This window comes from Actinosynnema sp. NPDC023794, from assembly GCF_040639675.1.
GTDB classification, from domain to species: Bacteria; Actinomycetota; Actinomycetes; order Mycobacteriales; family Pseudonocardiaceae; genus Actinosynnema; species Actinosynnema luteola.
The window spans coordinates 80,012-104,214 of record NZ_JBFAFR010000003.1 but is presented as its reverse complement, the minus strand read 5'-3'; the positions used below and the strand labels follow the sequence as shown (position 1 = coordinate 104,214).

At 71.2% G+C, this 24,203-nt stretch carries 22 protein-coding genes; 14 read left to right on the top strand and 8 right to left on the bottom strand.

Annotation, left to right across the window (positions count from 1 at the left end; genetic code table 11):
* The first annotated feature begins 18 nt into the window (after positions 1-18).
* Complete coding sequence (locus tag AB0H12_RS08980; protein ID WP_499621941.1) at positions 19-765, top strand: FkbM family methyltransferase; 747 nt, start codon at positions 19-21, stop codon at positions 763-765.
* 142 nt (positions 766-907) lie between these two features.
* Here the strand turns inward: AB0H12_RS08980 and AB0H12_RS08975 are convergent, their stop codons facing one another.
* A complete protein-coding gene (locus tag AB0H12_RS08975; RefSeq protein ID WP_499621940.1) occupies positions 908-4,102 on the bottom strand; it encodes a penicillin acylase family protein in 3,195 nt (1,064 codons plus the stop codon).
* A 164-nt stretch (positions 4,103-4,266) separates the two neighbouring features.
* Here AB0H12_RS08975 and AB0H12_RS08970 point away from each other — a divergent pair, with 164 nt between their 5' ends.
* Complete coding sequence (locus AB0H12_RS08970) at positions 4,267-4,905, top strand: peptidoglycan recognition protein family protein (protein WP_499621939.1); 639 nt, start codon at positions 4,267-4,269, stop codon at positions 4,903-4,905.
* A gap of 141 nt (positions 4,906-5,046) precedes the next feature.
* On the top strand, positions 5,047-5,694 hold the full coding sequence (locus AB0H12_RS08965; RefSeq protein ID WP_230572793.1) for a response regulator: 648 nt from the start codon (positions 5,047-5,049) through the stop codon (positions 5,692-5,694).
* Between the two features lie 159 nt (positions 5,695-5,853).
* Here AB0H12_RS08965 and eno read toward each other — a convergent pair whose 3' ends face one another.
* The 3 genes from eno to bluB all read right to left on the bottom strand — a co-directional run bounded on the left by eno (position 5,854) and on the right by bluB (position 9,430).
* A complete protein-coding gene (eno, locus tag AB0H12_RS08960) occupies positions 5,854-7,137 on the bottom strand; it encodes a phosphopyruvate hydratase (RefSeq protein ID WP_499621938.1) in 1,284 nt (427 codons plus the stop codon).
* Between the two features lie 71 nt (positions 7,138-7,208).
* Complete coding sequence (locus AB0H12_RS08955; protein WP_499621937.1) at positions 7,209-8,723, bottom strand: GGDEF domain-containing protein; 1,515 nt, start codon at positions 8,721-8,723, stop codon at positions 7,209-7,211.
* Positions 8,724-8,797: 74 nt separating this feature from the next.
* The gene (bluB, locus tag AB0H12_RS08950) at positions 8,798-9,430 is read right to left on the bottom strand and encodes a 5,6-dimethylbenzimidazole synthase (protein WP_230572790.1); all 633 of its coding nucleotides are present in this window, start codon (positions 9,428-9,430) and stop codon (positions 8,798-8,800) included.
* A gap of 84 nt (positions 9,431-9,514) precedes the next feature.
* On the opposite strand from bluB, the gene AB0H12_RS08945 reads away from it, so the two are divergent.
* Together AB0H12_RS08945 and AB0H12_RS08940 are read left to right on the top strand one after the other, a co-directional pair.
* Positions 9,515-9,832 carry a hypothetical protein gene (locus tag AB0H12_RS08945; RefSeq protein ID WP_499621936.1) on the top strand — a complete coding sequence of 106 codons (318 nt, stop codon included), beginning with the start codon at positions 9,515-9,517 and terminating at the stop codon, positions 9,830-9,832.
* A 68-nt stretch (positions 9,833-9,900) separates the two neighbouring features.
* Positions 9,901-10,953: a MerR family transcriptional regulator gene (locus AB0H12_RS08940; RefSeq protein ID WP_499621935.1), complete on the top strand. Its 1,053-nt coding sequence runs from the start codon at positions 9,901-9,903 to the stop codon at positions 10,951-10,953.
* On the opposite strand, the gene AB0H12_RS08935 is transcribed toward AB0H12_RS08940, so the two are convergent.
* Positions 10,950-11,603, bottom strand: coding sequence for a histidine phosphatase family protein (locus AB0H12_RS08935; RefSeq protein WP_499621934.1), 654 nt, complete (start codon positions 11,601-11,603; stop codon positions 10,950-10,952). The two genes, AB0H12_RS08940 and AB0H12_RS08935, sit on opposite strands and share 4 nt — an antisense overlap.
* Before the next feature lie 54 nt (positions 11,604-11,657).
* On the opposite strand from AB0H12_RS08935, the gene AB0H12_RS08930 reads away from it, so the two are divergent.
* The 6 genes from AB0H12_RS08930 to AB0H12_RS08905 are packed head-to-tail and all read left to right on the top strand — an operon-like array spanning position 11,658 to position 16,703.
* Positions 11,658-11,978, top strand: a complete 321-nt coding sequence (locus tag AB0H12_RS08930; RefSeq protein ID WP_499621933.1) for an EthD family reductase — start codon at positions 11,658-11,660, stop codon at positions 11,976-11,978.
* Entirely contained in the window at positions 11,975-12,808 is an 834-nt protein-coding gene (locus AB0H12_RS08925) for a 3-hydroxyacyl-CoA dehydrogenase family protein (protein ID WP_499621932.1), read from the top strand. The genes AB0H12_RS08930 and AB0H12_RS08925 overlap by 4 nt, the downstream gene beginning before the upstream one ends.
* Before the next feature lie 9 nt (positions 12,809-12,817).
* Positions 12,818-13,948 (top strand): GNAT family N-acetyltransferase, encoded by a 1,131-nt coding sequence (locus tag AB0H12_RS08920; protein WP_499621930.1) that lies wholly within the window; start codon positions 12,818-12,820, stop codon positions 13,946-13,948.
* 11 nt (positions 13,949-13,959) lie between these two features.
* A complete protein-coding gene (locus tag AB0H12_RS08915) occupies positions 13,960-14,571 on the top strand; it encodes a trimeric intracellular cation channel family protein (RefSeq protein ID WP_499621929.1) in 612 nt (203 codons plus the stop codon).
* Between the two features lie 51 nt (positions 14,572-14,622).
* Positions 14,623-15,312: a response regulator transcription factor gene (locus AB0H12_RS08910; protein WP_230572782.1), complete on the top strand. Its 690-nt coding sequence runs from the start codon at positions 14,623-14,625 to the stop codon at positions 15,310-15,312.
* Entirely contained in the window at positions 15,309-16,703 is a 1,395-nt protein-coding gene (locus tag AB0H12_RS08905) for a sensor histidine kinase (RefSeq protein WP_499621927.1), read from the top strand. The genes AB0H12_RS08910 and AB0H12_RS08905 overlap by 4 nt, the downstream gene beginning before the upstream one ends.
* A 213-nt stretch (positions 16,704-16,916) precedes the next feature.
* Here the strand turns inward: AB0H12_RS08905 and AB0H12_RS08900 are convergent, their stop codons facing one another.
* The 3 genes from AB0H12_RS08900 to AB0H12_RS08890 are packed head-to-tail and all read right to left on the bottom strand — an operon-like array spanning position 16,917 to position 20,048.
* The gene (locus AB0H12_RS08900) at positions 16,917-17,780 is read right to left on the bottom strand and encodes a carbohydrate ABC transporter permease (protein ID WP_499621926.1); all 864 of its coding nucleotides are present in this window, start codon (positions 17,778-17,780) and stop codon (positions 16,917-16,919) included.
* Complete coding sequence (locus tag AB0H12_RS08895; RefSeq protein ID WP_499621924.1) at positions 17,777-18,745, bottom strand: carbohydrate ABC transporter permease; 969 nt, start codon at positions 18,743-18,745, stop codon at positions 17,777-17,779. Before AB0H12_RS08895 ends, AB0H12_RS08900 begins: the two co-directional genes overlap by 4 nt.
* A 4-nt stretch (positions 18,746-18,749) precedes the next feature.
* On the bottom strand, positions 18,750-20,048 hold the full coding sequence (locus AB0H12_RS08890; RefSeq protein ID WP_499621923.1) for an ABC transporter substrate-binding protein: 1,299 nt from the start codon (positions 20,046-20,048) through the stop codon (positions 18,750-18,752).
* A gap of 157 nt (positions 20,049-20,205) precedes the next feature.
* On the opposite strand from AB0H12_RS08890, the gene AB0H12_RS08885 reads away from it, so the two are divergent.
* The 3 genes from AB0H12_RS08885 to galT are packed head-to-tail and all read left to right on the top strand — an operon-like array spanning position 20,206 to position 24,078.
* The gene (locus AB0H12_RS08885) at positions 20,206-22,203 is read left to right on the top strand and encodes a beta-galactosidase (RefSeq protein WP_499621921.1); all 1,998 of its coding nucleotides are present in this window, start codon (positions 20,206-20,208) and stop codon (positions 22,201-22,203) included.
* A 1-nt stretch (position 22,204) separates the two neighbouring features.
* Positions 22,205-23,002, top strand: coding sequence for a DeoR/GlpR family DNA-binding transcription regulator (locus AB0H12_RS08880; RefSeq protein WP_053719283.1), 798 nt, complete (start codon positions 22,205-22,207; stop codon positions 23,000-23,002).
* The gene (galT, locus tag AB0H12_RS08875) at positions 22,999-24,078 is read left to right on the top strand and encodes a galactose-1-phosphate uridylyltransferase (RefSeq protein ID WP_499621919.1); all 1,080 of its coding nucleotides are present in this window, start codon (positions 22,999-23,001) and stop codon (positions 24,076-24,078) included. Before AB0H12_RS08880 ends, galT begins: the two co-directional genes overlap by 4 nt.
* Positions 24,079-24,203: the final 125 nt, after the last annotated feature.

Genomic DNA, 24,203 nt, shown 5'->3' with positions numbered 1-24,203 from the left:
TTCCCTAATCTGGTGACCGTGACCCACAACCTGACCGAGGTGCGCGGCGCGGCCGTGGCTGGCGCGTTGCGCGTCCTCGCCCGGCTCACGCCGTTCGTCGAACCCGAGTTGATCGGCCTGCGCGAGGTGGTGCGGCCCGGAGACGTGTGCGTCGACATCGGCGCCGCGCTCGGCCTCTACACCGTCTCGCTGTCCCGCCTCGTCGGTCCACAAGGGACAGTCCACAGCATCGAGCCGCTGGTGTTCGCGCACCCCGCGCTGTCCTACCTGCTGCGCCCGCGCGAGGGCCGCAACATCGTCCGGCACTCCGTCGCGTTGGGAGTGAGCGAGGGCCGTCAGGTCATGAGCGTCCCGGTCCGGCACGGCACGCCGGTCACCGGCCGCTCGTTCCTCACCGCGGGCGCGGACGGCCTCGGTTCCAACGCCGAGTTCGCCGAGCACCTCGAAGTGCTGGTCCGCACGGACACCCTGGACCGGTTCCGCGCGGCCAACGCCATCGACCGGGTGGACTTCGTCAAGGCCGACGTGGAAGGCGCGGAACTGCGCGTGCTGCAAGGCGGTGAGGAGACCATCGAGAGGTTTCGACCGAAACTTCTCCTGGAGATCGAGGAACGGCACGTGTCGCGATTCGGTTACCGCGCGCGCGACGTGCAGGACTGGCTGGCCGAACGCGGCTACCGCATGCACGCGTGGCACCGCGACACCTGGCGGCAGGTCGACCGGATCGACGATCGCGTGCGCAACTACCTGTTCGTCGCACGGTGACGGCGCCGGTGACGTGACCGGTGATGTGCCGGTGACGTGGCCGTCGCAGTGGCGCGGCGGCGATAGCTAGGCGCTGGCCAGGCCCGGAACAGCGGAAGACCCCGGTCCCTGGGGGTGGACCGGGGTCTTCCTGTGGGCCGGTCTACGAGACGTAGACCTCAAGTTCGTAAATCGAGTATCCGTATCCGGTGGCCCGTTGGATACCCGTCATTCGTACGAATCGTGCCGCATCAGGGGCGAACGACGCAAGATCCCGGCCACCATCTCCTGCGGAAGTCGTGTAAGCGGTCCGCCACGTGCTGCCGTCAGTGGACAGTTCTATGCGATATGCCTTGGCATAAGCCGCTTCCCACGACAGCACGACCCGGCCGACGGTGCGCGTCGCGCCGAGGTCGACCTGCACCCACTGCTGGTCCGACCAGTCACTGGCCCAGCGGGTGTCCGGCTTGCCGTCCACGACGTGCGCCGGCGGCGAGGCGTACCAGCCGCGTTCGTGGCTGCTGGCGGTGGCCGTGGCGCCGGCGGCGAGGTTCGCCAGGTTCGTGCCGCGACGGGACGGGAACTGCACGACCTGCTGGTAGGTGGGCCGGTTCTGCCAGTGCACCTTGTCGTGCGTGATGCCGCCCATGGCGCGGTGGATGATGGTGTCGGCGCACCACTGGTCGCCGGCGGCGCACGAGTCGTCGCCGGGGTAGACGGTGGGCGGTGGGGTCGCGGCGGCGGCGTTCAGGGTGTCGAGCAGCGTCTGGCGGCAGGCCGCCACGTTCCCGTTGCCGCAGTAGCGGGCGCCCAGAGGCCCGTCCACGCGATCGCCGAGCACGGCGCGCAGGTCCTTGTCCACGTAGCTCCACCAGCCGTTCTGGAACGACGAGCCCTTGTGCGGGGCCGCGCCGTGGGTGTCCGACGGCGGTTCGTCGATCTGGAGGGCGCTGGTGAGCCGGCCGTAGAGCGCGTCGCCCAGGCCCGGCTTGAACTGCGCCTCGACGAGGCGGGGCCACCACGCGTCGAGCAACCGGATGGCGTCGGCGTGCGCGTAGGTCTTGCTGCCGCGTGAAGTCTCCTTGCGGAGCGAGCCGGACCGGTGCCAGTCGCGGAGCTTGGTCACCGCGGCGGCGAGGCCGGGATCGGTGATCGGCGTCGTGTCGATCACGCGGAGGAGGTCGGGCAGGACCTGTTCGGCGCGGAGGTCGGCGACGCCCGCTTCGGCCATGGCTTGGGTGAGGGAGGCCCGGGTGACCTTGCCGCGGGTGATGAGGGCGCGCACCCGGTCGTCGAGCAGGTCGCCGCGGTGCACCGAGCCCATGCCGTAGCCGGACGCGGAGTAGTCGAGCGCCTGCTTGTTGTTCCAGCTGATGTAGTAGTCCTGGTTGACGGAGTTCGGGTGCTGCGCGAACGGCGTGTACGCGGCCGTGTTGCGGTCGGCGTTCCAGCCCTCCCACTCGTACGCGGGCTCGGCCTTCACCGGGAGGTGCGGGTCGACGGACGCCTTGCGCACGGGGTTCGCGCCGGAGTTGAAGTACGCGGTGTCGCGGGAGTCCACGTAGAACCAGTTGAAGGCGTAGCCGATGTGCTCGGCGGCGCGCTGGAAGTCGGCGGCCGACTTGATCGCGTCGGGGTCGTTGAACTCCTGGAAGCCGATGATCGAGTCGACCTCGTGCAGGTAGGTGGAGCGCAGCGACGTGTACGCGACGAACTTGCCGTCGACCTGGGCGCGGCTCTGCACGAGGCCGTACTTGGTGCGGTGCATGACGAGCGTGTACGAGCCGGCGGGGGTCGGGTCGGCGACGGTCGGCTTCCACGCGTTCTTGCGCTCCAGGCGTTCCATCGGCAGGCACTGGCCGTGGTAGCGGTAGTGCAGGGACGCCGCGGTGGGCGTGCCGTTGCCGGGCTCGCAGAGTTCGACGGCGTAGGTGTCGGTGATGTCCTGGCCGGCCGAGGTCGCGCTCCACGAGTAGTCGGTGCCGCGTCCGAGCTGCACGTACATCGACACGCCGGCGAACGACACGCCGCGTGCGCGCAGGCCGGGGCCGTGCAGTTCCTGCAGCATCAGGAGTTGCGGTGCGAAGTAGCCGGTCTGCGGGCCCCACACGGCGATCGGGTTGCCGGTGTCGGTGTGCCGGCCGGACACGGCCAGCGCGTTGGACATGCCCTGCTTCTCGGTGAGGAGGTCGGGCGGCAGGACGCCGTCGGCGAAGAGGCCTTCGAGCGGCTTGAGGTTCGGCGGTACGTCCACTGTGGAGTCGGTGGTGGTGGTCTGGTCGTGCACCATGGGTTCCGGGGTCACGACGCCGTTGTCGGGCAGTGCCACGCCCTGGGGCGACGTGGGGGTCGTGCCGTACGGGAAGCGCCGGCCGTCGTGCAGGGTGAGCACGGCCTCGGGGTCGTTCTGCTCGCGGAACGACCGCCACACCCGGTCGCCGACGGTGGCGCCGTACTTGTTCCGGGCGGCCAGCTTGACCAGGGCGTTCTGCACCTCGCCGCCACCGCCCGCGCCGAACAGCCCGCCCACGACGGCGGCGATCGCGACCAGGTCGGTCGGCTGGAACGGCTTGATGTCGTTCCAGTTGGTGATCGCGTCGGCGTGCCCGGTCAGGACGTACTCGCCCGGGAACGTCCGGTTGGCGACGGACCTGGCGATGTAGGCGTTGATGCCCGCGATGTAGTCCTTGACGTCCTGCAACGCCTGCGCGCCACGCGGGCCCTGCGCGGCCACCTGGTCGATCTGCGCCTGGAGGTCGGCCTCGGTGTAGGGGATCTGGTTGTAGAAGCTCTGCTCCAACGCCCGGTTGCCCTCGGCGCCGCCCGCGAACCCGGACAACTGGCCGCGACCGAGGTGGCGGAACAGGTCCATCAGCCAGAGCCGGTCCTGCGCGGCGGCGTAGCCGGCGCCGAACTCCGTGCCGGAGCGGGTCGTCCCGTAGATGTGCGGCATGCCGAGGGTCTTGTCGCGGACGATCGTGACGTCCGCGCGCGGCTTGATCGTGCTCTCGACCTGGTCAGCCGCGACGCCGAAGGAGGCGTCGTTGAAGAACGCGCCCAGCTGCTCGTTGGTGAGGCCGCCGTAGCCGGAGACGAGGGAGTCGTAGCGGCCCAGCTGGTCGGCGGAGTGCGCCGGACGGGTGCCGAGCGCGCGGTGGGCCAGGATCTCGGCGAGGGTGGCGTTGCCGTTCTGGCCGGGCGGCAGCACGTCGTGGCACTGGCCGAGGCAGTGGTCGTCCGGGGTGAAGGCGCTGGTCCTGACCTCGGCGGCGGCGGCGACGGCGGGGGTGGTGGGGACGGTGGTGGCCGCGGCGGCGAGGAGTGCGACCACGGCTAGCGATCGGGCGGCTCTCCGCATGACGCGAAGCTCCTTCCAGGCAGGGATCGTGTGACGCACGTTACTGGCTGGTCGCATATTCGCGAAAGACCTTCGCGTTTTGGTGGGTGCACGCCTGTCGGCTTCGCCCGTCCGAGTGTGGAGTCTTGACCTATTGGCTTGACATTGGGAAAAAGGTCAACATGATGCGACGTCGATCGCTGCTCACCGGCCTCACCGGCCTCGCCGGCGCGGGGGTGCTCGTCGGTCTGGGCTCCTGGCCGGCGCTCGGCTCGCCCGTCCTGCCCATCCGCAGTTGCGCCGACTGGGGCGCGAGGCCGCCGGCGCAGCCGACGAGCGTTGTGAACGAGCGGCCGGTGCGGATCCTCATCCACCACACCGCGTCGGCGAACGTGACCGACTACTCGCAGGCGGCGGCGTACGCCAACGCCAGGTGGATCCAGAACCTCCACATGGACACCAACGGCTGGATCGACTCCGGCCAGCACTTCACCAACAGCCGCGGCGGGTTCCTCATGGAGGGCAGGCACGGCAGCCTGGCGGCGTTGCGGGCCGGTGATCGGGTCGTGGTGGGCGCGCACTGCCCCGGCCAGAACACCGCGGCCATCGGGATCGAGAACGAAGGCCTCTACATGGACGTGGAGCCGCCGAAGTCGCAGTGGGACTCGCTCGTGTCGTTCTGCGTGTACACGTGCGAGCAGTACGGCATCCCGCCGTCGTCGATCCAGGGCCACCGGGACTACCGCGACACCCTCTGCCCGGGCGACAAGCTCTACGCCCTGCTGCCGCGCCTGCGCCAGGAAGTTGCGCAGGTCCTGAGCTGACCTCGGTTATTTCCTGGCAACTGTGAACAGGCTGAACCCGCGTCTTTCCGTGGTGAGATAACGGGGACTTAACGTCAGCTTGCGTGTTCGTGCACGAGGCTTGGCGGGCACGAACACGAAACGCCAACGCGGGGAGGCGTCGTGATCAAGGTGATGCTGGCCGATGACGAAGACCTCGTCCGGTCCGGCCTTCGCATGATCCTCAGCAGCGCAGGCGACATGGAGGTCGTGGCCGAGTGTGACGACGGGCACCTGGTGGCCGACCTGGCACGCCGGCACCGCCCGCACGTCGTGCTGCTGGACATCCGGATGCGGTCGTCCGACGGGTTGATGGCGCTGCGCAGGCTGCGCGCCATTCCCGACCCGCCGAAGATCGCCATGCTGACCACGTTCGACGTGGACGAGTACGTCTCGGAGGCGCTGCGGTTGGGCGCCTCGGGGTTCCTGCTCAAGGACACCGAGCCCGAGCAGCTGGTCCGGGCCGTGCGCGACCTCGCGCTGGGCGGGGCGGTGCTCGACCCCGGCGTGGCGGCGCGGGTGCTGGCGGCGGTCGCCGACGGCGAACGGGCGGCCGAGCCCGCTCGGCGGTTGCTGGCCTCGTTGTCCGAACGGGAGCGCGAGGTGTTGGTCCTCATCGGACAGGGGATGTCCAACGCCGAGATCGGTGGGACGTTGCACCTGTCGGAGGCGACGGTCAAGGGGTACGTGTCGTCGGTGTTGGGCAAGATCGGTGCGGTGAACCGGGTGCAGGCGGCGTTGGTGGCGTTCCGGGGCGGGTTGATCGCCTGAGTCCTGCGTCGCGGTGCGAGAGTCCTGCGTTCGCGGCGTGTGAGTTCAACGCTCAGGGCCCTGAGTTCAACGTTCAGCCGGGCAGGCCTGGCGGACGCTTTCCGCCAGGCCTGCCCGGCTTCGACCAGCTGGACTTGTCGCGGGTGGCGTTGTTCAGGGCTAGCGGCGGCCGCTGAGTGTGCGGCTGCCGGCGTATTCGGCCTGTGCGCCCAGTTCCTGCTCGATGCGGATCAGCTGGTTGTACTTGGCGGTGCGGTCGGAGCGGGAGAGGGAGCCGGTCTTGATCTGGCCGCAGTTCACCGCCACGGCGAGGTCGGCGATGGTGGAGTCCTCGGTCTCGCCGGAGCGGTGCGACATGACGACCGAGTAGCCGGCGCGGAAGGCCGTGTTCACGGTCAGCAGTGTTTCCGTGAGGGTGCCGATCTGGTTCACCTTGACCAGGATCGAGTTGGTGATGCCGAGGTCGATGCCCTTGCGCAGCAGGTCGACGTTGGTGCAGAAGACGTCGTCGCCGACCAGTTGGCAGCGGTCGCCGATGGCGTCCGTGATCTGCTTCCAGCCGTCGAAGTCGTCCTGTGCCATGGCGTCCTCGATCGAGACGATCGGGAACTTGTCGACCAGTTCGGCCAGGTAGGCGACGTGCTCCTCGACCGACCGCTTGCGACCCTCGCCCCGGTAGTCGTAGACGCCGTCGGCGTAGAACTCCGAAGCCGCGGGGTCGAGCAGCAGCGCGACGTCCTCGCCGGGGGTGTAGCCGGACTTCTCGATCGCGTCGACCACGAAGGACAGCGCCTCGTCCGCGGAGTTCAGGTTCGGCGCGAAACCGCCCTCGTCCCCGACGTTGGTGTTGTGGCCGGCCTCGTGCAGGCTCTTGCGCAGGGTGTGGAAGACCTCCGAGCCGATCCGCACGGCCTCCTCGAAGTTCTCCGCGCCGATCGGCGCGATCATGAACTCCTGGAAGTCGATGGCGTTGTCGGCGTGCGCGCCGCCGTTGATGATGTTCATCATCGGCATCGGCAGCACGTGCGCGAACACGCCGCCGACGTAGCGGTAGAGCGGCTGGCGGTGCGCGGCGGCGGCGGCCTTGGCCACGGCGAGCGAGACGCCGAGGGTGGCGTTGGCGCCGAGCCTCGCCTTGTTCGGGGTGCCGTCCAGCTCGATCATCGTCTGGTCGATGACGGACTGCTCCTCGGCGGCCAGGCCCTTGACCGCGTCGGCGATCTCGCCGTTCACCGCGGCGACGGCCTTGCGCACGCCCTTGCCGTGGTACCGGGACCGGTCGCCGTCGCGCAGTTCGACCGCCTCGTTGGTGCCGGTCGACGCGCCCGACGGCACCGCGGCGCGGCCGAGCGAGCCGTCCGCCAGTTCCACGTCGACCTCGACGGTCGGGTTGCCGCGGCTGTCCAGGACCTGTCGTCCGACGACGCGCACAATCGCGGTCATTTCGCTCCTCAAGCCAGGTGTATCGGTCAAGAAACATAGTGCCCCGACGCGGCCCGGTCGAGCCACCTGGTCTAGTTGCCGGAGACGGCTTCCGGGACGACCGGCCGGGGTTCGACCTCGACGCGGTTGCGGCCCTGGCGCTTGGCGCGGTACAGGGCCATGTCGGCGGCGGCGAAGAGCTGGTCCAGCTTGGCCGGGCCGGCGGCGACGCCGATGCTCACCGTGGGGTGGCAGGCGGCGCCGAGCACGACGGTCCAGTCGTGGCCGTCCACGGCGGCGCGGATCCGTTCGGCGACGGTGGGGCCCACTTCGAGGGTGTTGCCGTCGGCGTCGCCGAGCAGGACCACGAACTCGTCGCCTGCCCACCGGGCCACGAGGTCGGCGGCGCGGCACTCGCGGCGCAGCAGTTGGGCGATCTCGCGCAGGGTGGCGTCGCCCGCGGCGTGGCCGGCGTCGTCGTTGACGCCCTTGAAGCGGTCGACGTCGACGAGGACGAGCCACGGCACCCGGCCGCGCGCCGCGGTGCTCTCCAGGAGTCCTGCGGCGGCGCGTTCCAGGCCGAGGCGGTTGGCCAGGCCGGTGAGGGGGTCGCGGGCGGCGGCTTCCTGGGCGGCGACGGCCAGGCGTTGGGCCTGGACGGCGACGCGGCGTTGTTCCAGCGCTTGGCCGAGTCCTTCCTGGAGGGTCTCGGTGGCGGTGCGGCTCGCCGCCACGGAGCAGCGCAGCGCGGTGGCCTCGCCGACGTGGTCGCCCATCTCGGCGCAGATGTCGGCCAGGTCGAGGGAGAACCGCAGGAGCAGGGACGGGTCGTTGATGGACTCCGAGGCGGCGACCGCGCGGCTGGCGAGGGTGCGGGCGCTGACCAGGTCGCCCTGTTCGCGGCGGACCACCGCGAGGACCCAGCCGGCCACGGCCGACGCCCACTTGTCGCCGGCGTCCTGGGCCTGGCGCAGTGCCTCTCGGGCGTTCTCCTCGGCCTGGTCCAGCTCTCCGACGCCGGCCAGCGAGCGGCTGTACGCGGCGAGCAGGGCGCGGCGCATCTGCTCCTCCTCAGCCAGGTCGAGGCCCTCCTTGAGGTAGCCGCGGGCCTCTTCGAAGATCGCGCGGGCGCGTTCGGGGGGTGAGGAGATCGCGCGGAAGTTCAACGTGCCGCCCAGCCCTTGCAGGCAGTGGCCCAGGATCTCGACGGCGGACGGCGAGTGCTCGGCGGCGCGGCGGGCCACCTGGACGGACAGGCGGAGCATGTCCACCGCGGCACGGCGGTTGCCGATGCCCTCCAGGAGGTAGGCCAGGGCGTGCATCGCCTGGGCGGCGGCCGGGTTGTCGCTGTGCTCGCCGTCGAGGTCGGTCCAGCCCTCGGCGGCCAGTTCCAGCGCGAGCGGGATGCGACCCAGGCGCCAGGCGAGCTTGGCGCGGTTGACCAGGACGGCGGAGCGCTGCCAGCGGTCGGCGCCCGGCGGGACGCGGCTCACCACCTGGTCGAACAGGGTGTTGGCCTCCGGCAGGCGGCCAGCGTTCAGCAACGCCTTGACCTCGAGGTCGAGTTGCGGAACCTGTCCGGCTACCAGCCGATCTCGCTGCTCCACTCGTGCTGACACTCCATTCCGACTCGGCGATGCGGTACGCGAGGACCGCTCGCCGCCGGCACGGCTACCACAGGCTACCGGCCCGAACGCCGGGTGTACCGCTCCTCGTGGAGCACGGCCTCCAAGGGCAGCCGGTTGCGCCAGCCGTGCCGCTCCAGGTCGGGGGTGTCCGGCAGGCACTCGACGGGCCCGACGCACAGCCAGGCCACCGGGCGCAGGGGTTGCGGGATGTCCAGCATCCGGCGGAGCACGTCCTCGCGGTAGAAGCTGACCCAGCCGACGCCGAGGCCCTCGGCGGTGGCGGCCAGCCACAGGTTCTGGATGGCCAGGCACACCGAGTACAGGCCGGCGTCGGCGATGGCGTGCCTGCCGAGCACGGCGGGAGAGCCGCGGTCGGGGTCGTAGGTGACGACGACGCCGACCGTGGACTCCAGGATGCCCTCGACCTTGATCCGGGCGAACAGCTCGGCCTGCCCGGCGTCCAGTTCTGAGGCGAAGACGCTGCGCTCGGCGTGGACGTGGTCGCGGAACGCGCGGCGGGTGTGCTCGTCGCGCACGACGATGAAGTCCCACGGCTGGGACAGGCCGACGCTGGGCGCCGCGTGCGCCGCGGTGAGCACCCGGCGCAGCACGTCGGGCGGGATCGGGGCGCCGGTGAACTCACCCCTGGTGTCCCTCCGGCGGTGCAGGACGTCGTAGAAGCTCATTCGGACGATCGTGCCTCACGCGTTCCGGTGAACCTGACCGCGAGAGGGTGGCGTGCGTCTCAGCTCGGCGTTGAATGGCCGGTCATGGTCGGAACGGTGCACGGGTCCGCGCTGGGTTTCGCGGGCGGAGTGGCGGTGACCGCGCTGGCGGGGAGCTGGCCGGTGTTCGCCCTGCTCCTGCTGGTGGTGGTCGTGGTGGTCGTCTCGTGGTGGACGACCGTGTTCGGCGCGGCGCTGACCGCGGTGCAGTGCTGGGGCCTGTACGGGAGCTTCGTCGTCGGTGACGAGGGGCGCCTGGTGGCGGACTGGCCGGCGTTGGCGGTGCTGGCGGTGGCGGGCACGGTGTCGCTGAGCGGACTGGTGCGGGACCGCTCCTCCGCGGTGGACCCCGCGGTCGGTTGACCTTCACCCTGGGTGAAGCCGCACGGTGGTCCCGGCCGGGCCGCGCGGGTTCGGCTGGGGGAGGGGTCGTGGAGCTGCTGACGATCGGTGCGTTCGCGCGGGCCGCCCGCCTGTCGCCGAAGGCGTTGCGCCTCTACGACGAGCTGGGCCTGCTGACGCCGGCCCGGGTGGACCCGCTGTCGGGCTACCGGCTGTACTCGCCGGACCAGCTCGACCGGGCCCGGCTGGTGGCGTGGTTGCGCCGGCTCGGGATGCCGCTGGCCCGCATCCGAGGGGTGTGCGAGCTGGCGCCGGCGGACGCCGCGGCCGAGGTGCGCGCCTACTGGGCGCGGGTCGAGGCCGACACCGCGGCACGGCGGGGCCTCGCCTCCTTCCTCGTGGAACAACTGTCCGGGAAGGACTCCACCATGACCGTCACGCTCAGGTACGCGGTTCGGACCGATCAAGGGCTGGTGCGGGACTCGAACCAGGACGTCGGCTACGCGGGCGAACGGCTGCTGGCCGTGGCCGACGGGTTCGGCGCCCGCGGCGAGCCGCTCAGCACCATGGCCATCGACGCGCTCACCCGGCTGGACACCGTCATCCCGGCGGGGGAGCTGCTCAACGCGCTGGCGGACGCCGTGCACCGGGCCGGCGCGGCCGTCGGCGAGTACCTGTCGGCCAACCCCGGCGACGAGTGCAGCGGCACGACGTTGACCGCGTTGGTGCTGTCCGGCTCACGGCTCGGCCTGGTGCACGTCGGCGACGCGCGGGTGTACCTGCTGCGCGGCGGCCGGCTGTTCCGCATCACGCACGACCACACGGTGGTGCAGTCGCTGATCGCCGAAGGCCGGCTGACGGAGGAGGAGGCGGTCAGCCACCCGCAGCGGTCGATGCTGGTGCGTGCCCTGCACGGCAAGGCGGTGGAGCCGGACCTGGCGCTGCACGACGCCCTGCCCGGTGACCGGTACCTGCTGTGCTCGGACGGCCTGCACACCGTCGTGCCCGAAGCCGACCTGCGGGAGGTGCTGGCGTCGGAGGGCGAGCCGGAGGAGGCGACGCGGCGGCTGGTCGAGCTGGCCAACGCCGGTGGCGGGCCGGACAACGTGGTGTGCGTGGTCGCGGACGTGGTGCCGGGCTAGCCGATCGGTCCCTGGGTCTCGCCGTCCGGTGACTCCCGCCACTGGTCGAACGGCCGGTCGAGGCGCCACGCCCCGCCGTCGTGGGTGAGGACCCGGTCCTCGCACGTCTCCAGGTTCGACAAGGACTCGAACAGCTCGATGCTCCACCCGAACAGGCGGCGGCACAGCAGCCGGATGGTGAGGCCGTGCGAGACGACCAGGACCGTGCCCGGGTGCGCCGGGTCCCGCATCCGGGTCTCCAGGTCGGTCAGGAACGCGGCCAGGCGGTCGTCCACGTCCGCGCCGGACTCGCCGTTGGGCAGCCGGAAGAAGAAGTGCCCGAACGCGTGCCGCTGGTGCTTGAGCACCTCCTGCTGCACCGGATCTTGGAGGTTGCCCCAGTCCTGTTCGCGCAACCTCGGCTCGGCGACCGTGCGCTCCAGCTGGTCGCCCAGGTCGAGGTTGCGCAGGGTGGTCCTGGTCCGCACGTAAGGGCTGACGTAGCCGGCCGCCGGGTCGCCGTCGAGGAGCTCCTTGATCCGCGGCCCGGCGTCCCGGGCCTGTCGTTCGCCCAGCTCGGTCAACGGCAGGGCGTGGTCGGGGATGCGGCAGTACGCCAGCTCGTCGACGTTGCCCAGGCTCTGCCCGTGGCGCAGCAGGATGATCCGCACCGGTCCATGGTGCCGGTGTTACATTCGCAGGCGAAACGGGACGGAAGGTGTCACATGGTCAAGTACGTCGCCCTGTACCGGAAACCGGCCGACGTCGAGGCGTTCGACGAGGCCTACTTCGCGTCCCACCTGCCGTTGGTCGAGCAGACGCCGGGCCTGCTGCGCGCCGAGGTGGCGAAGGTCTCGCGCGTCTTCGTGCCCGGTTTCCTCGGCGAGCACGAGCCGCACGTCGTGGCCGAGATGTACTTCGAGTCCGCCGAGGCCATGAAGAACGCCTTCCGGTCGCCCGAGTGGCAGGCCGCGGGCGCGAACCTGGCCGAGATCGGCGGCGTCGAGCTGGTGGCGATGTTCGCGGCGGAGGTCGTGGACCGATGATCACGGTGGTGATCGGCGGCGGCACGATGGGCGCCGGTGTCGCCCACCTGTTCCTGGCCGGCGGGCACGAGGTGGTGCTGGTGGAGGCGGGCGCCGATCGGGCGTCGGCCGCGCGGCGCGCGGTGGAGGCGTCGCTGGCCAAGGCCGCCGACCGGGGCAAGTTGGCCGCCGTGCCGCACGAGCTGGTGAAGCGCCTGACCGTGGTCGAACGGCTCGACACGCAGGTCGGGCGGGGTGCCGCGCTCGTGGTCGAGGCCGTGCCGGAGGACCTCGGGTTGAAGCGGCAGGTGCTCGGCGACGCGGCGCGGGCCTGCCCGGACGCGGTGCTGGCGTCGAACACGTCGTCGTTGTCGATCTCGGCGTTGGCCGAGGGCCTGCCGGGCGAGCGGGTGCTGGGGATGCACTTCTTCAACCCCGTGCCCGTGCAGCAGCTGGTCGAGCTCGTGCACCACTCCGGGGTCGCCGCCGACGTGGTGGCGCGGGTCCGCGGTTGGGCCGAGGAGCTGGGCAAGACCGTGATCGAGGTGCGGGACGCGCCGGGGTTCGCCACGTCGCGGCTCGGGGTGGCGGTCGGCATGGAGGCGATCCGGATGCTCGAGGAGGGCGTCGCCTCCGCCGAGGACATCGACACCGGCATGCGGCTCGGGTACGGGTGGCCGATGGGTCCGCTGCGGCTGACCGACCTGGTCGGGCTGGACGTCCGGCTGGCCATCGCCGAGCACCTGGCCGCCGAGCTGGGGCCGCGCTTCGAGCCGCCGCCGTTGCTGCGGGAGAAGGTCGCGGCGGGTCAGCTGGGCCGCAAGACCGGCCACGGCTTCTTCGCCTGGTAGGGAGGACGGGTGCGGATCCGTGAGCTGACCCCCGACGACGTCGGCGAGGCCGACCGGCTGCGCCGGGTGGCGTTCGGCGGCATCGGTGAGCCGTCGTTGCGGCCCGGTCGGCGAGGGCTGCTCGCCGAGGTGGACGGGCACGTGGCGGGCCTGCTCACGATCAAGGACTTCCACCAGTTCTGGGGCGGCACGACGGTGCCGATGGGCGGTGTCGGCGGCGTGGCCGTCGAGTCCTGGGCACGGGGGCGCGGGGTGGCCGGCGCGCTGCTCGAAGCGGCGTTGCGGGACATGCGCGAAAGCGGGCAGGTGCTGTCCGCGCTGTACGCGACCGTGCCCGCGGTGTACCGGTCGCGCGGGTGGGAGCGGTCCGGCGTGTTCGAGTGGCTGGAGTTCCCGCTGGACCGGATGCCCGCCGGCGCGCGGGCCGCCACCCGGCCCCTGGTCGAGGGCGACCTCGCGGCGGTGCAGGCGTGCTACCTCGACGTCGCGTCCACCGTGGACGGGCTCGTGGACCGCAGCCCGCCGACCATCGCGGTGGACGACCTGCTCACGGAGTCCGTGGTGTCGGTGGTGCCCGGCCACGACGGCGAGGTGCGCGGGTACCTGGCGGCCGAGCGCGACGCCGACGGGCTGCGGGTGCACGACCTCGTCGGCCGGGACGTGACGACCCAGCTCGGGCTGTTGCGGGAGCTGGGCGGCTGGGCCGGCGTGCTCGACAGGGCCCGGCTGCTGGTCACCGACCCGGCGGTGACCGGCCTGCTGACGAACCAGGCGATCGAGCACACCGTGACCACGTCCACGTGGCTGCTGCGCGTGGTCGACCTGCCGGCGGCGGTGGCCGCGCGCGGCTGGCCGTCGGCGGCGTGGCTGAAGCCCGCCGCGGTGGACCTCGACGTGGTCGACGAGCACGCGCCGTGGCACGCGGGGCGGTGTCGCCTGGTGGTCGAGGACAGCTCGGTGCGCGTCGAGGCGGGTGGCAGCGGCGCCGTGCGGCTGCACGCGCGTGCCCTGGGGCCGTGGTTCAGCGGGATGCAGAACAGCCACGCGCTGCGCCGCGCCGGGCTGCTCGACGGTGACGGCGCGCTGCTCGACCGGCTGGTCGGCGCACCTGGCGTCCCGCGCCTGGCGGATTACTTCTAACCTGACCAGCCGTGCTGCTCGCCGCGTTGGAACTGGTCGGTATCGCCGCGTTCGCCGCCTCCGGGGCGGTCGCGGCGGTGCGCGCGCGGCTCGACGTGTTCGGGGTCATCGTGCTGGCGCTGACCACGGCGCTCGGCGGCGGGATCGTCCGGGACGTGCTGCTGGGCGTGCACCCGCCGGCGGCGCTGGTGAGCTGGCCGTACCTGGCGGTGGCCGGTGTCACCGGATTGGTGGTCTTCTGGTTTCACCCGACGGTGGCGAAGCTGTGGCGGGCGGTCCTGCTGCTGGACGCGATCGGGCTCGGCCTGTTCGTCACCGCGGGCACCACGACGGCGCTCGCGCTCGGCGCACCGCCGTACGCGGCGTGCCTGGTCGGGATGACCACCGGCATCGGCGGCGGCGCGCTGCGCGACGTGCTGCTGCGGGAGATCCCGCTGGTCCTGCGCCGGGAGATCTACGCGGTGGCGGCGTTGTGCGGCGCGGTCGTGGTGGCGTTCGGCGACTACCTCGGCCTGCCCGCCGTGCCGGTGACGCTGGTCGGGTCGGCGGTCATCGTGGGGCTGCGCCTGCTGGCGCTGTGGCGTCGCTGGAACGCCCCGGTGGCCCGCAAACTTGACGGGTAGCTCACACCGGCTTCTCAGGCGGCTCTCAGGACCAGGGGCAAGACTGACCGCATGCGCATCCTCGTTGTCGACGACGACCGGGCCGTGCGTGAGTCGCTTCGTCGCTCACTGCAGTTCAACGGCTACCAGGTCGACCTTGCCGGCGACGGCCAGCAGGCCCTCGAGTCCGTCGTCTCCCAGCGCCCCGACGCCATGGTGCTGGACGTGATGATGCCCCGACTCGACGGGTTGGAGGTGTGCCGCCGGCTGCGCAGCACCGGCGACGACCTGCCGATCCTCGTGCTCACCGCCCGTGACGCGGTGTCCGACCGGGTGTCCGGGCTCGACGCGGGCGCCGACGACTACCTGCCCAAGCCGTTCGCGCTGGAGGAGCTGCTGGCCCGGCTGCGCGCGTTGCTGCGGCGGGCGGCGTCGGACGCCGAGGAGCCCGCGGGCGCGGTGCTGCGGTTCGCGGACCTGGAGCTCGACCCGAGCACCCGGGACGTGCGGCGCGGCGAGCGCCCGATCAGCCTCACCCGGACCGAGTTCGCCCTGCTGGAGCTGTTCCTGGCGCACCCGAAGCAGGTGCTGACCCGCGGCCGGATCCTCGAGGACGTCTGGGGCTACGACTTCCCCACCTCGGGCAACGCGCTGGAGGTCTACGTCGGCTACCTGCGCCGCAAGACCGAGGCGGAGGGCGAGACCAGGCTGCTGCACACCGTGCGCGGTGTCGGCTACGTGCTGCGGGAGACCCCTCCGTGATCGGTGCCGCCAACGGGCGGCTCCAGCGGGTGTCGCTGCGGGCCCGGGTGACCCTGCTGGCCGCGTTCTGCGTGGCCGGAGCCGTGGCCGTCGTGTCGCTCGGCGCGTACATGACGGTGAGCCAGAACCTGCACGACTCGATGGACTCCAACCTGCGGCAGCGCGCCCAGGCCGCGGTGAACGCGCCGAAGGTCAACAACGACGTCACCGAGATCCCCGGCGCGTTCCTGGCCGCGGGCGACATCCGGATCGGCGTGCTGGACGTGACGGGGCAGATCCTGTACCCGAAGGGCACGATCGCGCCGCCGACCCAGCCCGCGGACCTGGACGTGGCGCGGGGGTCGCGGCTGGAGAACATCTGGACCGACCTGCGCACCGACTTCCGGGTGATCGCGGTGCCGTACGGCGACGGCCAGGCGATGCTGATCGCGCAGTCCACCAAGCCGTTGAACGTCACATTGGGCAAGCTGTCCGTGGTGCTGTTCGTGATCAGCGGGCTCGGCGTGCTGGTCGCGGCGGCGGCGGGGACGGCGGTGGCGCGGACCGGGCTGCGGCCCGTGCAGCGGTTGACGGAGGCCACCGAGCGGGTGGCGTTGACCGGCGACCTGCGGCCGATCCCGGTGTCGGGTGACGACGAGCTGGCGTTGTTGTCGCAGCGGTTCAACGCGATGCTGGGCGCGGTGGCGGACTCGCAGGAGCGGCAGCGGCGGCTGGTGGCGGACGCGGGGCACGAGCTGCGGACGCCGTTGACGTCCATGCGCACGAACCTGGAGCTGCTGCTGGCCTCGGAGCGGCCGGACGCGCCGACGTTGTCCGACGAGGACAAGGCGGAGATCAACGCCGACGTGCGGGCGCAGCTGGACGAGCTGACCACGTTGATCGGGGACTTGGTGGAGCTGGCGCGTGAGGACGCGCCGCAGGTCGTGCACGAGCCGGTGGACCTGGTCGAGGTGGTGGAGCGCGCGCTGGACCGGGCGAAGCGCCGTGCGATGGACGTGGACTTCGTGGTGGAAGTGCAGCCGTGGTCTCTGCTGGGCGACTCCAGCGCCCTGGAACGTGCCGTCCTCAACCTCTTGGACAACGCGGTCAAGTTCAGCCCGGCACGCGGCGTGGTCCGCCTCTCCCTGAAGCAACTGGGCGACGGCAGCGCGGTCGTCGAGGTGGCCGACTCCGGCCCGGGCATCGCCGACGCCGACCTGCCGCACGTCTTCGAACGCTTCTACCGCTCCTCCGAAGCCCGCACCCTCCCGGGCTCGGGCCTGGGCCTGGCCATCGTCAAGCAGGTGGCGGAACGCCACGGCGGCCTCGCCTACGTGGGCCGCGCCCCCGAGGGCGGCGCCATGTTCACCATCCGCCTCCCCGGCCGCCCCGCCCCCGTCCCCCACCACTAACCGGCGTGTCGAACACTCAGGACCACCGTGTCGAACACTCAGGACCACCGTGTCGAACGTTCAGGTCCCGCGTGTCGAACGCTCAGGACCCGCGTGTCGAACGCTCAGGACCACCGTGTCGAACGTTCAGGACCCCTGAGTTCCACATCCGGAACGTTGAACTCGGGGGTCCTGGAGGTTCGACACGCGGGCGCTGAGCGTTCGACACGCCGGTTAGCCCTTGGTGGAGCCCAGGGTCAGGCCGCCGATGAACTGGCGTTGCAGGGTGAAGAAGACGACCAGGGTGGGGAGGGCGACGAGGAGGGAGCCCGCGGCGACCAGGTTGTTGTCCACGAAGAAGGTGCCCTTCAGGTTCTGCAACGCCGACGTGATCGGCATCTTGTCGCCGGTTTGGATCAGGACGAGGGCCCAGAGGAAGTCGTTGTAGACCCAGGTGAACTCGAGGGTCGCCAGAGCCGCCAGAGCGGGACGGCACAGAGGCAGGATCACCTGCCAGTACTGCCGGAACACGCCGGCTCCGTCCACGCGTGCCGCCTCACCCAGCTCCGCCGGGATCGTCTTCATGTAGTTGCTCAGCACGAACACGCAGAACCCCGACTGGAACGCCACGTGGATCAGCACCAGCCCGAGCTGCGAGTCCAGCAGCAACCCGCTGTCGCTCAACCACGACGGCAACGGCGTCAGCAGGTAAAGCCGGTACAACGGCGTCACGATCACCTGCTGCGGCAACAGGTTCCCCGCCGTGAACAGCACCAGCAGCGCCAGGTTGAACCGGAAGCTGTACCGCGACACCCCGTACGCCACCATCGAGCTGAGCAGCAGCACGAGCACCACCGCCGGCAACGTCACGATCAACGTGTTCAGGTAGTAGTGCGGCAGGTCCGCCTGCGTCCACGCCGACGCGAAGTTGTCGAACGTCAGGCTCTCCGCGATCGAGAAGTACCCGTTGCGCGCCGTGTCGTCGTACGTCCGCAGCGACGCGTACAACGCCCACAGCAGCGGCGCGAGCGTGGCCAGGCACGTCAGGACCAGGAACACGTGCAGGGCGATGCGCGCCGGTCGGAAAGCGAACGTCACGTCCGGTCCTCCTCGCGGAACACCTGGATCAGGTAGGTGATGATGAACCCGAGCGAGATCAGCAGCAGGACCACGGCCAGCGCCGAACCCCACCCGATCCGGCTCGACTCGCCGATGATGTTGTCCGTCACCAGCACGGACAGCAGCTCCAGCCCGTTGCGCCCCTTGTTGATCACGTACACGATGTCGAACGCCCGCAGGCCCTCGATCACGGTGACCACGAGCACGACCACGTTCACCGGCCGGAGCACCGGGAACGTCACCCGGAAGAACGTCTGCCACGCATTCGCGCCGTCCAGCGCCGCGGCCTCCTTCAACGCCGGGTCGACCGACTTCAACCCCGCCAGGTACAGCAGCATGATGTACCCGGTGTGCCGCCACCCGGCCGCCACGAGCACCGCGTACAGGTTGATGTCCGGATCACCCAGCCAGTTCACCGGGTCCGTCGAGGCGGTGCCGAGCACGTTGTTCAGCAACCCCTGCTCGGGCTGGTAGATCAGCTGCCAGATGAACCCGACCAACGCCAGCGACAGCACCATCGGCAGGTACAGCGCGCTCTGGTAGATCCGCCCGAAGCGCAGCTGACGGTCCAGCAGCACGGCCAGCAGCAGCCCCGCCACGGTGGGGACCACGAGCAGGAACAGCAGCCAGATCAGGTTGTGCCGCAACGCGGGCCAGAACCGCGGGTACCGGGTGAAGATGTCGACGTAGTTCTGGAAGCCGACCCACTCGATGTCGGCGAACCCGCCGATCCCGTCCCAGGAGCTGAACGACAGCCCGACCGAGCCGAGCGCGGGCGCCCACACCAGCGCGACGTGCACCAGCGACGGGATGCCGAGCATCAGCCCGAGCAGGAGCTTGTCGCGCGGGGCCAACGCGGTGGCGCGGCGACGCCTGCCGCGCCGGGACGTCGGGGAGGGGGCCGACGTCCCGGCTGGCTCCGGTGGGGACTGCAAGGCGGTCACGGCGTCACCCCGTGAAGATCGTCTTGGCCTGGTCGGCCATGCCCTTGAGGATCGAGTCGAGGTCGTCGGGGTTCTGGATGAACGCGTTGAGCCCGTTGGTCGCCGCGTCGCTGGCGAAGCGCGGGTCGGTGTCCCGGTCGAGGAACTGCGTGATGTGCGCGGCTTCCTTGATCACCTGCGCCGACTTCTTCTGCAACGCGTTGTAGCCGGTGGTCTCGGCCTTGTTCGACGCGGCGACCTGGCTCGGGTCGGCCTTGACGTAGGCCAGCTGCGCGGCGGGCGTGGACAGGTGCTCCAGCAGCTTGCGCGCGCCCTCGGGGTTGGCGGGCTTGCGGGACATCATGAAGCCGTCGATCGGCGCCTCCACGGTGTCCTGGCCGTGCTCGGGGTTGATCTCCGGGTACGGGAAGAAGTCCAGGTCGTCCACCTCGGCGCCCTTGAACTGCTGCGCCACGAACGAGCCGAGCAGGTACATGCCCGCCTTGCCCTGCTGCAACGCCTGCGCGGCCTCCTGCCACTCCCGGCCCAGCGCGTTCTCCTGGTGGAACGGCAGCAGCCGTTTCCAGGTGTCGAACACCTCCCGCACCTTCGGCCCCTGCCAGTCCTCCTTGCCCGCCATGAGGTCGACGTGGAACTGGTAGCCGTTGAGCCGGAAGTTCAGCTGGTCGAACGTGCCCATGCCGGGCCAGCCCTGCTTCTGCGCGAACGCGATCGGCACGAGCCCGTCGGCCTGCATCCTGGTGGACAGCGCGACGAGCTCGTCCAACGTCTTCGGCTGCTCGTACCCGCGCTGCTGCCAGACGCTCTTGCGGTAGAACACGCCCCACGGGTACTGCACGAACGGGATCAGGTACTGCTTGCCGTCCGAGGCGGTGGACGCCTCCTTCAACGCGGGCTCGTAACCGGCGGAGACCTTCGACCACACGTCGCTGAGGTCGCCGGTCAGGCCCTTCTCGGCGAAGAACCGCATCCGGTAGCCCGCGAACCACGACAGCACGTCGTCCGGCTTGCCCTGGAGGTAGTTGTTGATCTGCTCCTGGTACTGCTCGTGCTGCTTGGTGTTGATCGCGACCTTGAGGCCCGACTCGCCCTCGAACGCCTTCAGCACGGCCGTGATCGCGTCCTTCGGCACCTGGTCGGACTGGTTGTTGCCGAACGACACCGTGTCGGTGGCGGCGGCTCCGCCGTCGGAGCCGCACGCGGCCAGGCCGGGCACGGCCGCGACGCCCGCGCCCGCGACGATCGCCCTCAACAGCGCGCGGCGGCCCAGCAGGGGGTGGGTGTTGGGGGAGAACCTCGTCATCGTCGCTCCTCCGGGTGACACTCAGCTGTAGCCAAGTGAACAAAGAGTCAACAAGAGGCCTCACAATGTGGGCTGCGCCACACGGAATGTCAAGCTATCCGACGGTTCTTGTTGGACTGTGTTGACGTTTTCGCGGCAAATCGACCACTCTTGTGCCATGACGACTTGGCCCACCCGTGTGCGCGGCCTGGCCTGGGGCGCCGACTACAACCCCGAGCAGTGGCCGGAGGACGTCTGGGACGACGACGTCGCGCTGATGCGCCGGGCCGGCGTGAACCTGGTGAGCGTGGCGATCTTCTCCTGGGCGTTGCTGGAAGTGGAAGAGGGCCGCTACGAGTTCGGCTGGTTGGACCGCGTGCTCGACCGTTTGCACGCGGGCGGCATCCGGGTCGACCTGGCCACCGCGACCGCCGCGCCGCCGCCGTGGCTGACCACCGCGCACCCCGACATGCTGCCCGAGACCGCCGACGGCGTCCGGCTCGCGCACGGCTCGCGCCAGTCCTACTGCCCGAGCTCGCCGGTCTACCGGACCAAGGCCGTCGCGCTGGCCCGCGCGCTGGCCGAGCGGTACCGCGACCACCCGGCGCTGTCCGCGTGGCACGTCAACAACGAGTACGGCTGCCACGTCTCCCGCTGCTACTGCGACCGGTGCGCGGTGGCGTTCCGGGCCTGGCTGCGCGCCCGCCACGGGACGCTGGACGCGCTGAACGAGGCGTGGGGCACGGCGTTCTGGAGCCAGCACTACACCTCGTGGGACCAGGTGCTGCCGCCGCGGGCCACGCCGGCGACGCACAACCCGGGCCAGCTGCTCGACTTCGACCGGTTCTCCTCCGACGCGCTGCTCGAGCTGTACAAGGCCGAGCGGGACGTGCTGCGCGAGGTCACCCCGGACGTGCCGGTGACCACGAACTTCATGGCCGCCGCGTTCTCCGGGCTCGACTACTGGAAGTGGGCCGCCGAGGTCGACTTCGTCTCCAACGACCACTACACGTTCGGCGAGGACCCCGACCGGCACGTCCACCTCGCGTACTCCGCCGACCTGGTGCGCGGCCTCGCGGGCGGGCGGCCGTGGCTGCTCATGGAGCACTCCACGTCGGCGGTGAACTGGCAGCCGCGCAACATCGCCAAGCTGCCCGGCGAGCTGCGCCGCAACTCCTACGCGCACATGGCCCGCGGCGCGGACGGCACGCTGTTCTTCCAGTGGCGGCAGTCGCGGGCGGGCGCGGAGCGCTACCACTCGGCGATGGTGCCCCACGCCGGGCCGGACACCAAGGTGTACCGCGAGGTGGAGCAGGTCGGGGCCGAGTACCAGCGGATCGCCGAGGTCGTCGGCTCCACGGTGGACGCGCCGGTCGCCGTCGTCTTCGACTGGGAGTCGTGGTGGGCGCTCGGCCAGTCCGGCCACCCGACCAGTGACTTCTCCTACCCCGAGCACGTGTTCGGGTACTACCGGGCGTTGTGGCGGGCGGGGGTGACGGTCGACTTCGTGCCGCCGGGCGCCGACCTGTCCCCCTACCGGCTGGTCGTGCTGCCGGCGTTGTACGCGGTGGACGACGCGACGCCGTACGAGGAGCACGTCGCGGCGGGCGGCCACGTGCTGGTCACGTACCTGTCCGGCGTCACGGACACCCGCGGCCACGTGCACCTCGGCGGCTACCCCGGCGCGTTCCGCGAGCTGCTCGGCGTGCGGACCGAGGAGTTCCACCCGTTGCGCGCGGGGCAGACCGCGGCGCTGGACGACGGCTCGTCGGCCGTCGTCTGGACCGAGCACCTGCACGTCGACGGCGCGGAGGTCGTCGCCTCCTACGCGGACGGCCCGCTGCCCGGCGTGCCCGCCGTGACCCGCAACGAGCACGGCGGGGGCGTCGCCTGGTACGCGGCGTGCGGCCTGGTCGGCGACGGGCTGGAGCGGCTGGTGCGGACCGCGCTCGACCGGGCGGGCGTGCCGGTCGGCCCGGGCGGTGACGTCGAGGTGGTGCGTCGGCGCGGTGAGGTGGCCGGCTCCGCCGTATCGTGGCTGGTCGCGGTCAACCACTCCGACGGCGACGCCGAGCTGCCCGCGGTGGGCGTCGAGCTGCTGTCCGGCGCGCGCGCGTCGGGCAGCGTGGTCGTGCCCGCCGGCGGCGTGGTCGTGCTCAGGGAAGAAGAGGTGTGACGTGCTGGCACGCCAGCGACAAGCGGTGATCCTGGAAGAGGTCCGCCGCACCGGCGCGGTGCGGGTGAGCGACCTGGTCGTCCGGCTGGGCGTCTCGGACATGACCGTGCGCCGCGACCTGGACGTGCTGGCCGCCCGCGGCCTGGTGGAGAAGGTGTACGGCGGCGCCACGTCCGTGGTCGGCCGCAGCACCGACGAGCCCGGTTTCGAGGCCAAGTCGGTGCGCCAGCTACCGGAGAAGGAGGCCATCGCCGCCTTCGCCGCGGGCCTGGTGCGGCCCGGCACCGCGATCGGCCTGTCGGCGGGCACCACCACGTGGACGCTGGCCCGGTTCCTGGACGACATCCCGGACCTGACCGTGGTGACGAACTCGATCCGGATCGCCGACGTGCTGCAGCAGAGCGGGCGCACCGATCGCACGGTGGTGCTCACCGGCGGGGTGCGCACGCCGTCGGACGCGCTGGTCGGGCCGGTGGCCGTGCAGGCGCTGCGGTCGCTGCACCTGGACGTGGTGTTCCTCGGCGTGCACGGCATGGCCGAGCGCTCCGGCTTCACCACGCCCAACCTGAACGAGAGCGAGACCGACCGCGCGCTGGTCGACGCGGCCGGGCGGGTCGTCGTGGTCGCCGACCACACCAAGTGGGGCACCGTCGGCATCTCCACCATCGCCGCGCTGGACGAGGCGGACGTGCTGGTGACCGACGAGGGATTGGCCGAGCCCGCGCGGACGGTGCTCGGCGAGCAGGTCGGCGAACTGGTCCTGGCGCACGTGCCGGGCCGCGGAGAGGAACTGGCGTGAGGCGCACGGCGGGGAAGCTTGCCGATGGTCGCGAGATCATCTACTTCGACGACACCCCGGACGCGCCGCCGCGCGACGCGGTCGACACCCGCGACCTGCCGCGCGCGCAGCCGCTGTCGGAGGTGCGGCGCGACCCGTTGACCGGCGAGTGGGTGGCGATGGCCGCGCACCGGCAGACCCGCACGTACAAGCCGCCGGCCGACCTGTGCCCGCTGTGCCCGTCGACGCCCGGCAAGCCGACCGAGGTGCCCGAGTCGTCGTACGACGTGGTCGTGTTCGAGAACCGGTTCCCGTCGTTCGCGCAGGGCGTGCCGGAGCTGCCGTCCACTGTGGACGGGATGCCGATGGTGCCGCGGGCGGCCGGGCTCGGCCGGTGCGAGGTCATGTGCTTCACGTCCGACCACGACACGTCGTTCGGCTCGCTGCCCGCCTCGCGGGTGCGCACGGTCGTGGACGCGTGGGCGGACCGCACGGCGGCGTTGAACGCGACACCGGGTGTCGAGCAGGTCTTCCCGTTCGAGAACCGGGGCGAAGAGATCGGCGTGACGCTGTCCCACCCGCACGGGCAGATCTACGGCTACCCCTTCGTGACCCCGAAGACGGAACGGATGCTCGCCGTCGCGGCGGACTACCAGGCGTCACACGGTCGTCCACTGATGGGTGACATCCTGGCCGCTGAACGCGCGGCTGGCACCCGTGTCATCGCCGAGAGTGAGCACTGGACGGCGTTCGTGCCCGCCGCGGCCCGGTGGCCGGTCGAGGTGCACCTGGTCCCGCACCGCCAAGTGCCGGACCTGCCCGCGCTGGCGGACGCCGAGCGGGACGACTTCGCGGACCTCTACCTGACCGTGCTGCACCGCCTCGACGCCCTCTACGACCGCCCGCTGCCCTACATCGCGGCGTGGCACCAGGCACCCGTCCGCACCGGCCGTGACCTGGCCTGGCTGCACCTGGAGGTGTTCTCGGTGCTGCGCGCCGCGGACAAGCTCAAGTACCTCGCCGGCTCCGAGTCGGGCATGGGCGTGTGGGTGAACGACGCCACGCCGGAGCAGATCGCCGAGAGGCTGCGCGGCTGAACCGCGGGGCGGAATCCCGGACCGACTCACAAGGGATGCCCAGTTTCGTTTAAGGCTGCTCTCAGGCGGGCACCGCAGAGTGGTGGACATGACCGAAGACGAGCAGCCGAAGCAGCCACCGCAGT

What these genes read in the sequence shown, in the direction of transcription:
- AB0H12_RS08975 (WP_499621940.1), bottom strand. Translation starts at nt 4,102, where the DNA reads ATGCGGAGAGCCGCCCGATCGCTAGCCGTGGTCGCACTCCTCGCCGCC.
- AB0H12_RS08970 (WP_499621939.1), top strand. Translation starts at nt 4,267, where the DNA reads ATGCGACGTCGATCGCTGCTCACCGGCCTCACCGGCCTCGCCGGCGCG.
- eno (WP_499621938.1), bottom strand. Translation starts at nt 7,137, where the DNA reads ATGACCGCGATTGTGCGCGTCGTCGGACGACAGGTCCTGGACAGCCGC.
- bluB (WP_230572790.1), bottom strand. Translation starts at nt 9,430, where the DNA reads ATGAGCTTCTACGACGTCCTGCACCGCCGGAGGGACACCAGGGGTGAG.
- AB0H12_RS08945 (WP_499621936.1), top strand. Translation starts at nt 9,515, where the DNA reads ATGGTCGGAACGGTGCACGGGTCCGCGCTGGGTTTCGCGGGCGGAGTG.
- AB0H12_RS08930 (WP_499621933.1), top strand. Translation starts at nt 11,658, where the DNA reads ATGGTCAAGTACGTCGCCCTGTACCGGAAACCGGCCGACGTCGAGGCG.
- AB0H12_RS08925 (WP_499621932.1), top strand. Translation starts at nt 11,975, where the DNA reads ATGATCACGGTGGTGATCGGCGGCGGCACGATGGGCGCCGGTGTCGCC.
- AB0H12_RS08910 (WP_230572782.1), top strand. Translation starts at nt 14,623, where the DNA reads ATGCGCATCCTCGTTGTCGACGACGACCGGGCCGTGCGTGAGTCGCTT.
- AB0H12_RS08890 (WP_499621923.1), bottom strand. Translation starts at nt 20,048, where the DNA reads ATGACGAGGTTCTCCCCCAACACCCACCCCCTGCTGGGCCGCCGCGCG.
- AB0H12_RS08885 (WP_499621921.1), top strand. Translation starts at nt 20,206, where the DNA reads ATGACGACTTGGCCCACCCGTGTGCGCGGCCTGGCCTGGGGCGCCGAC.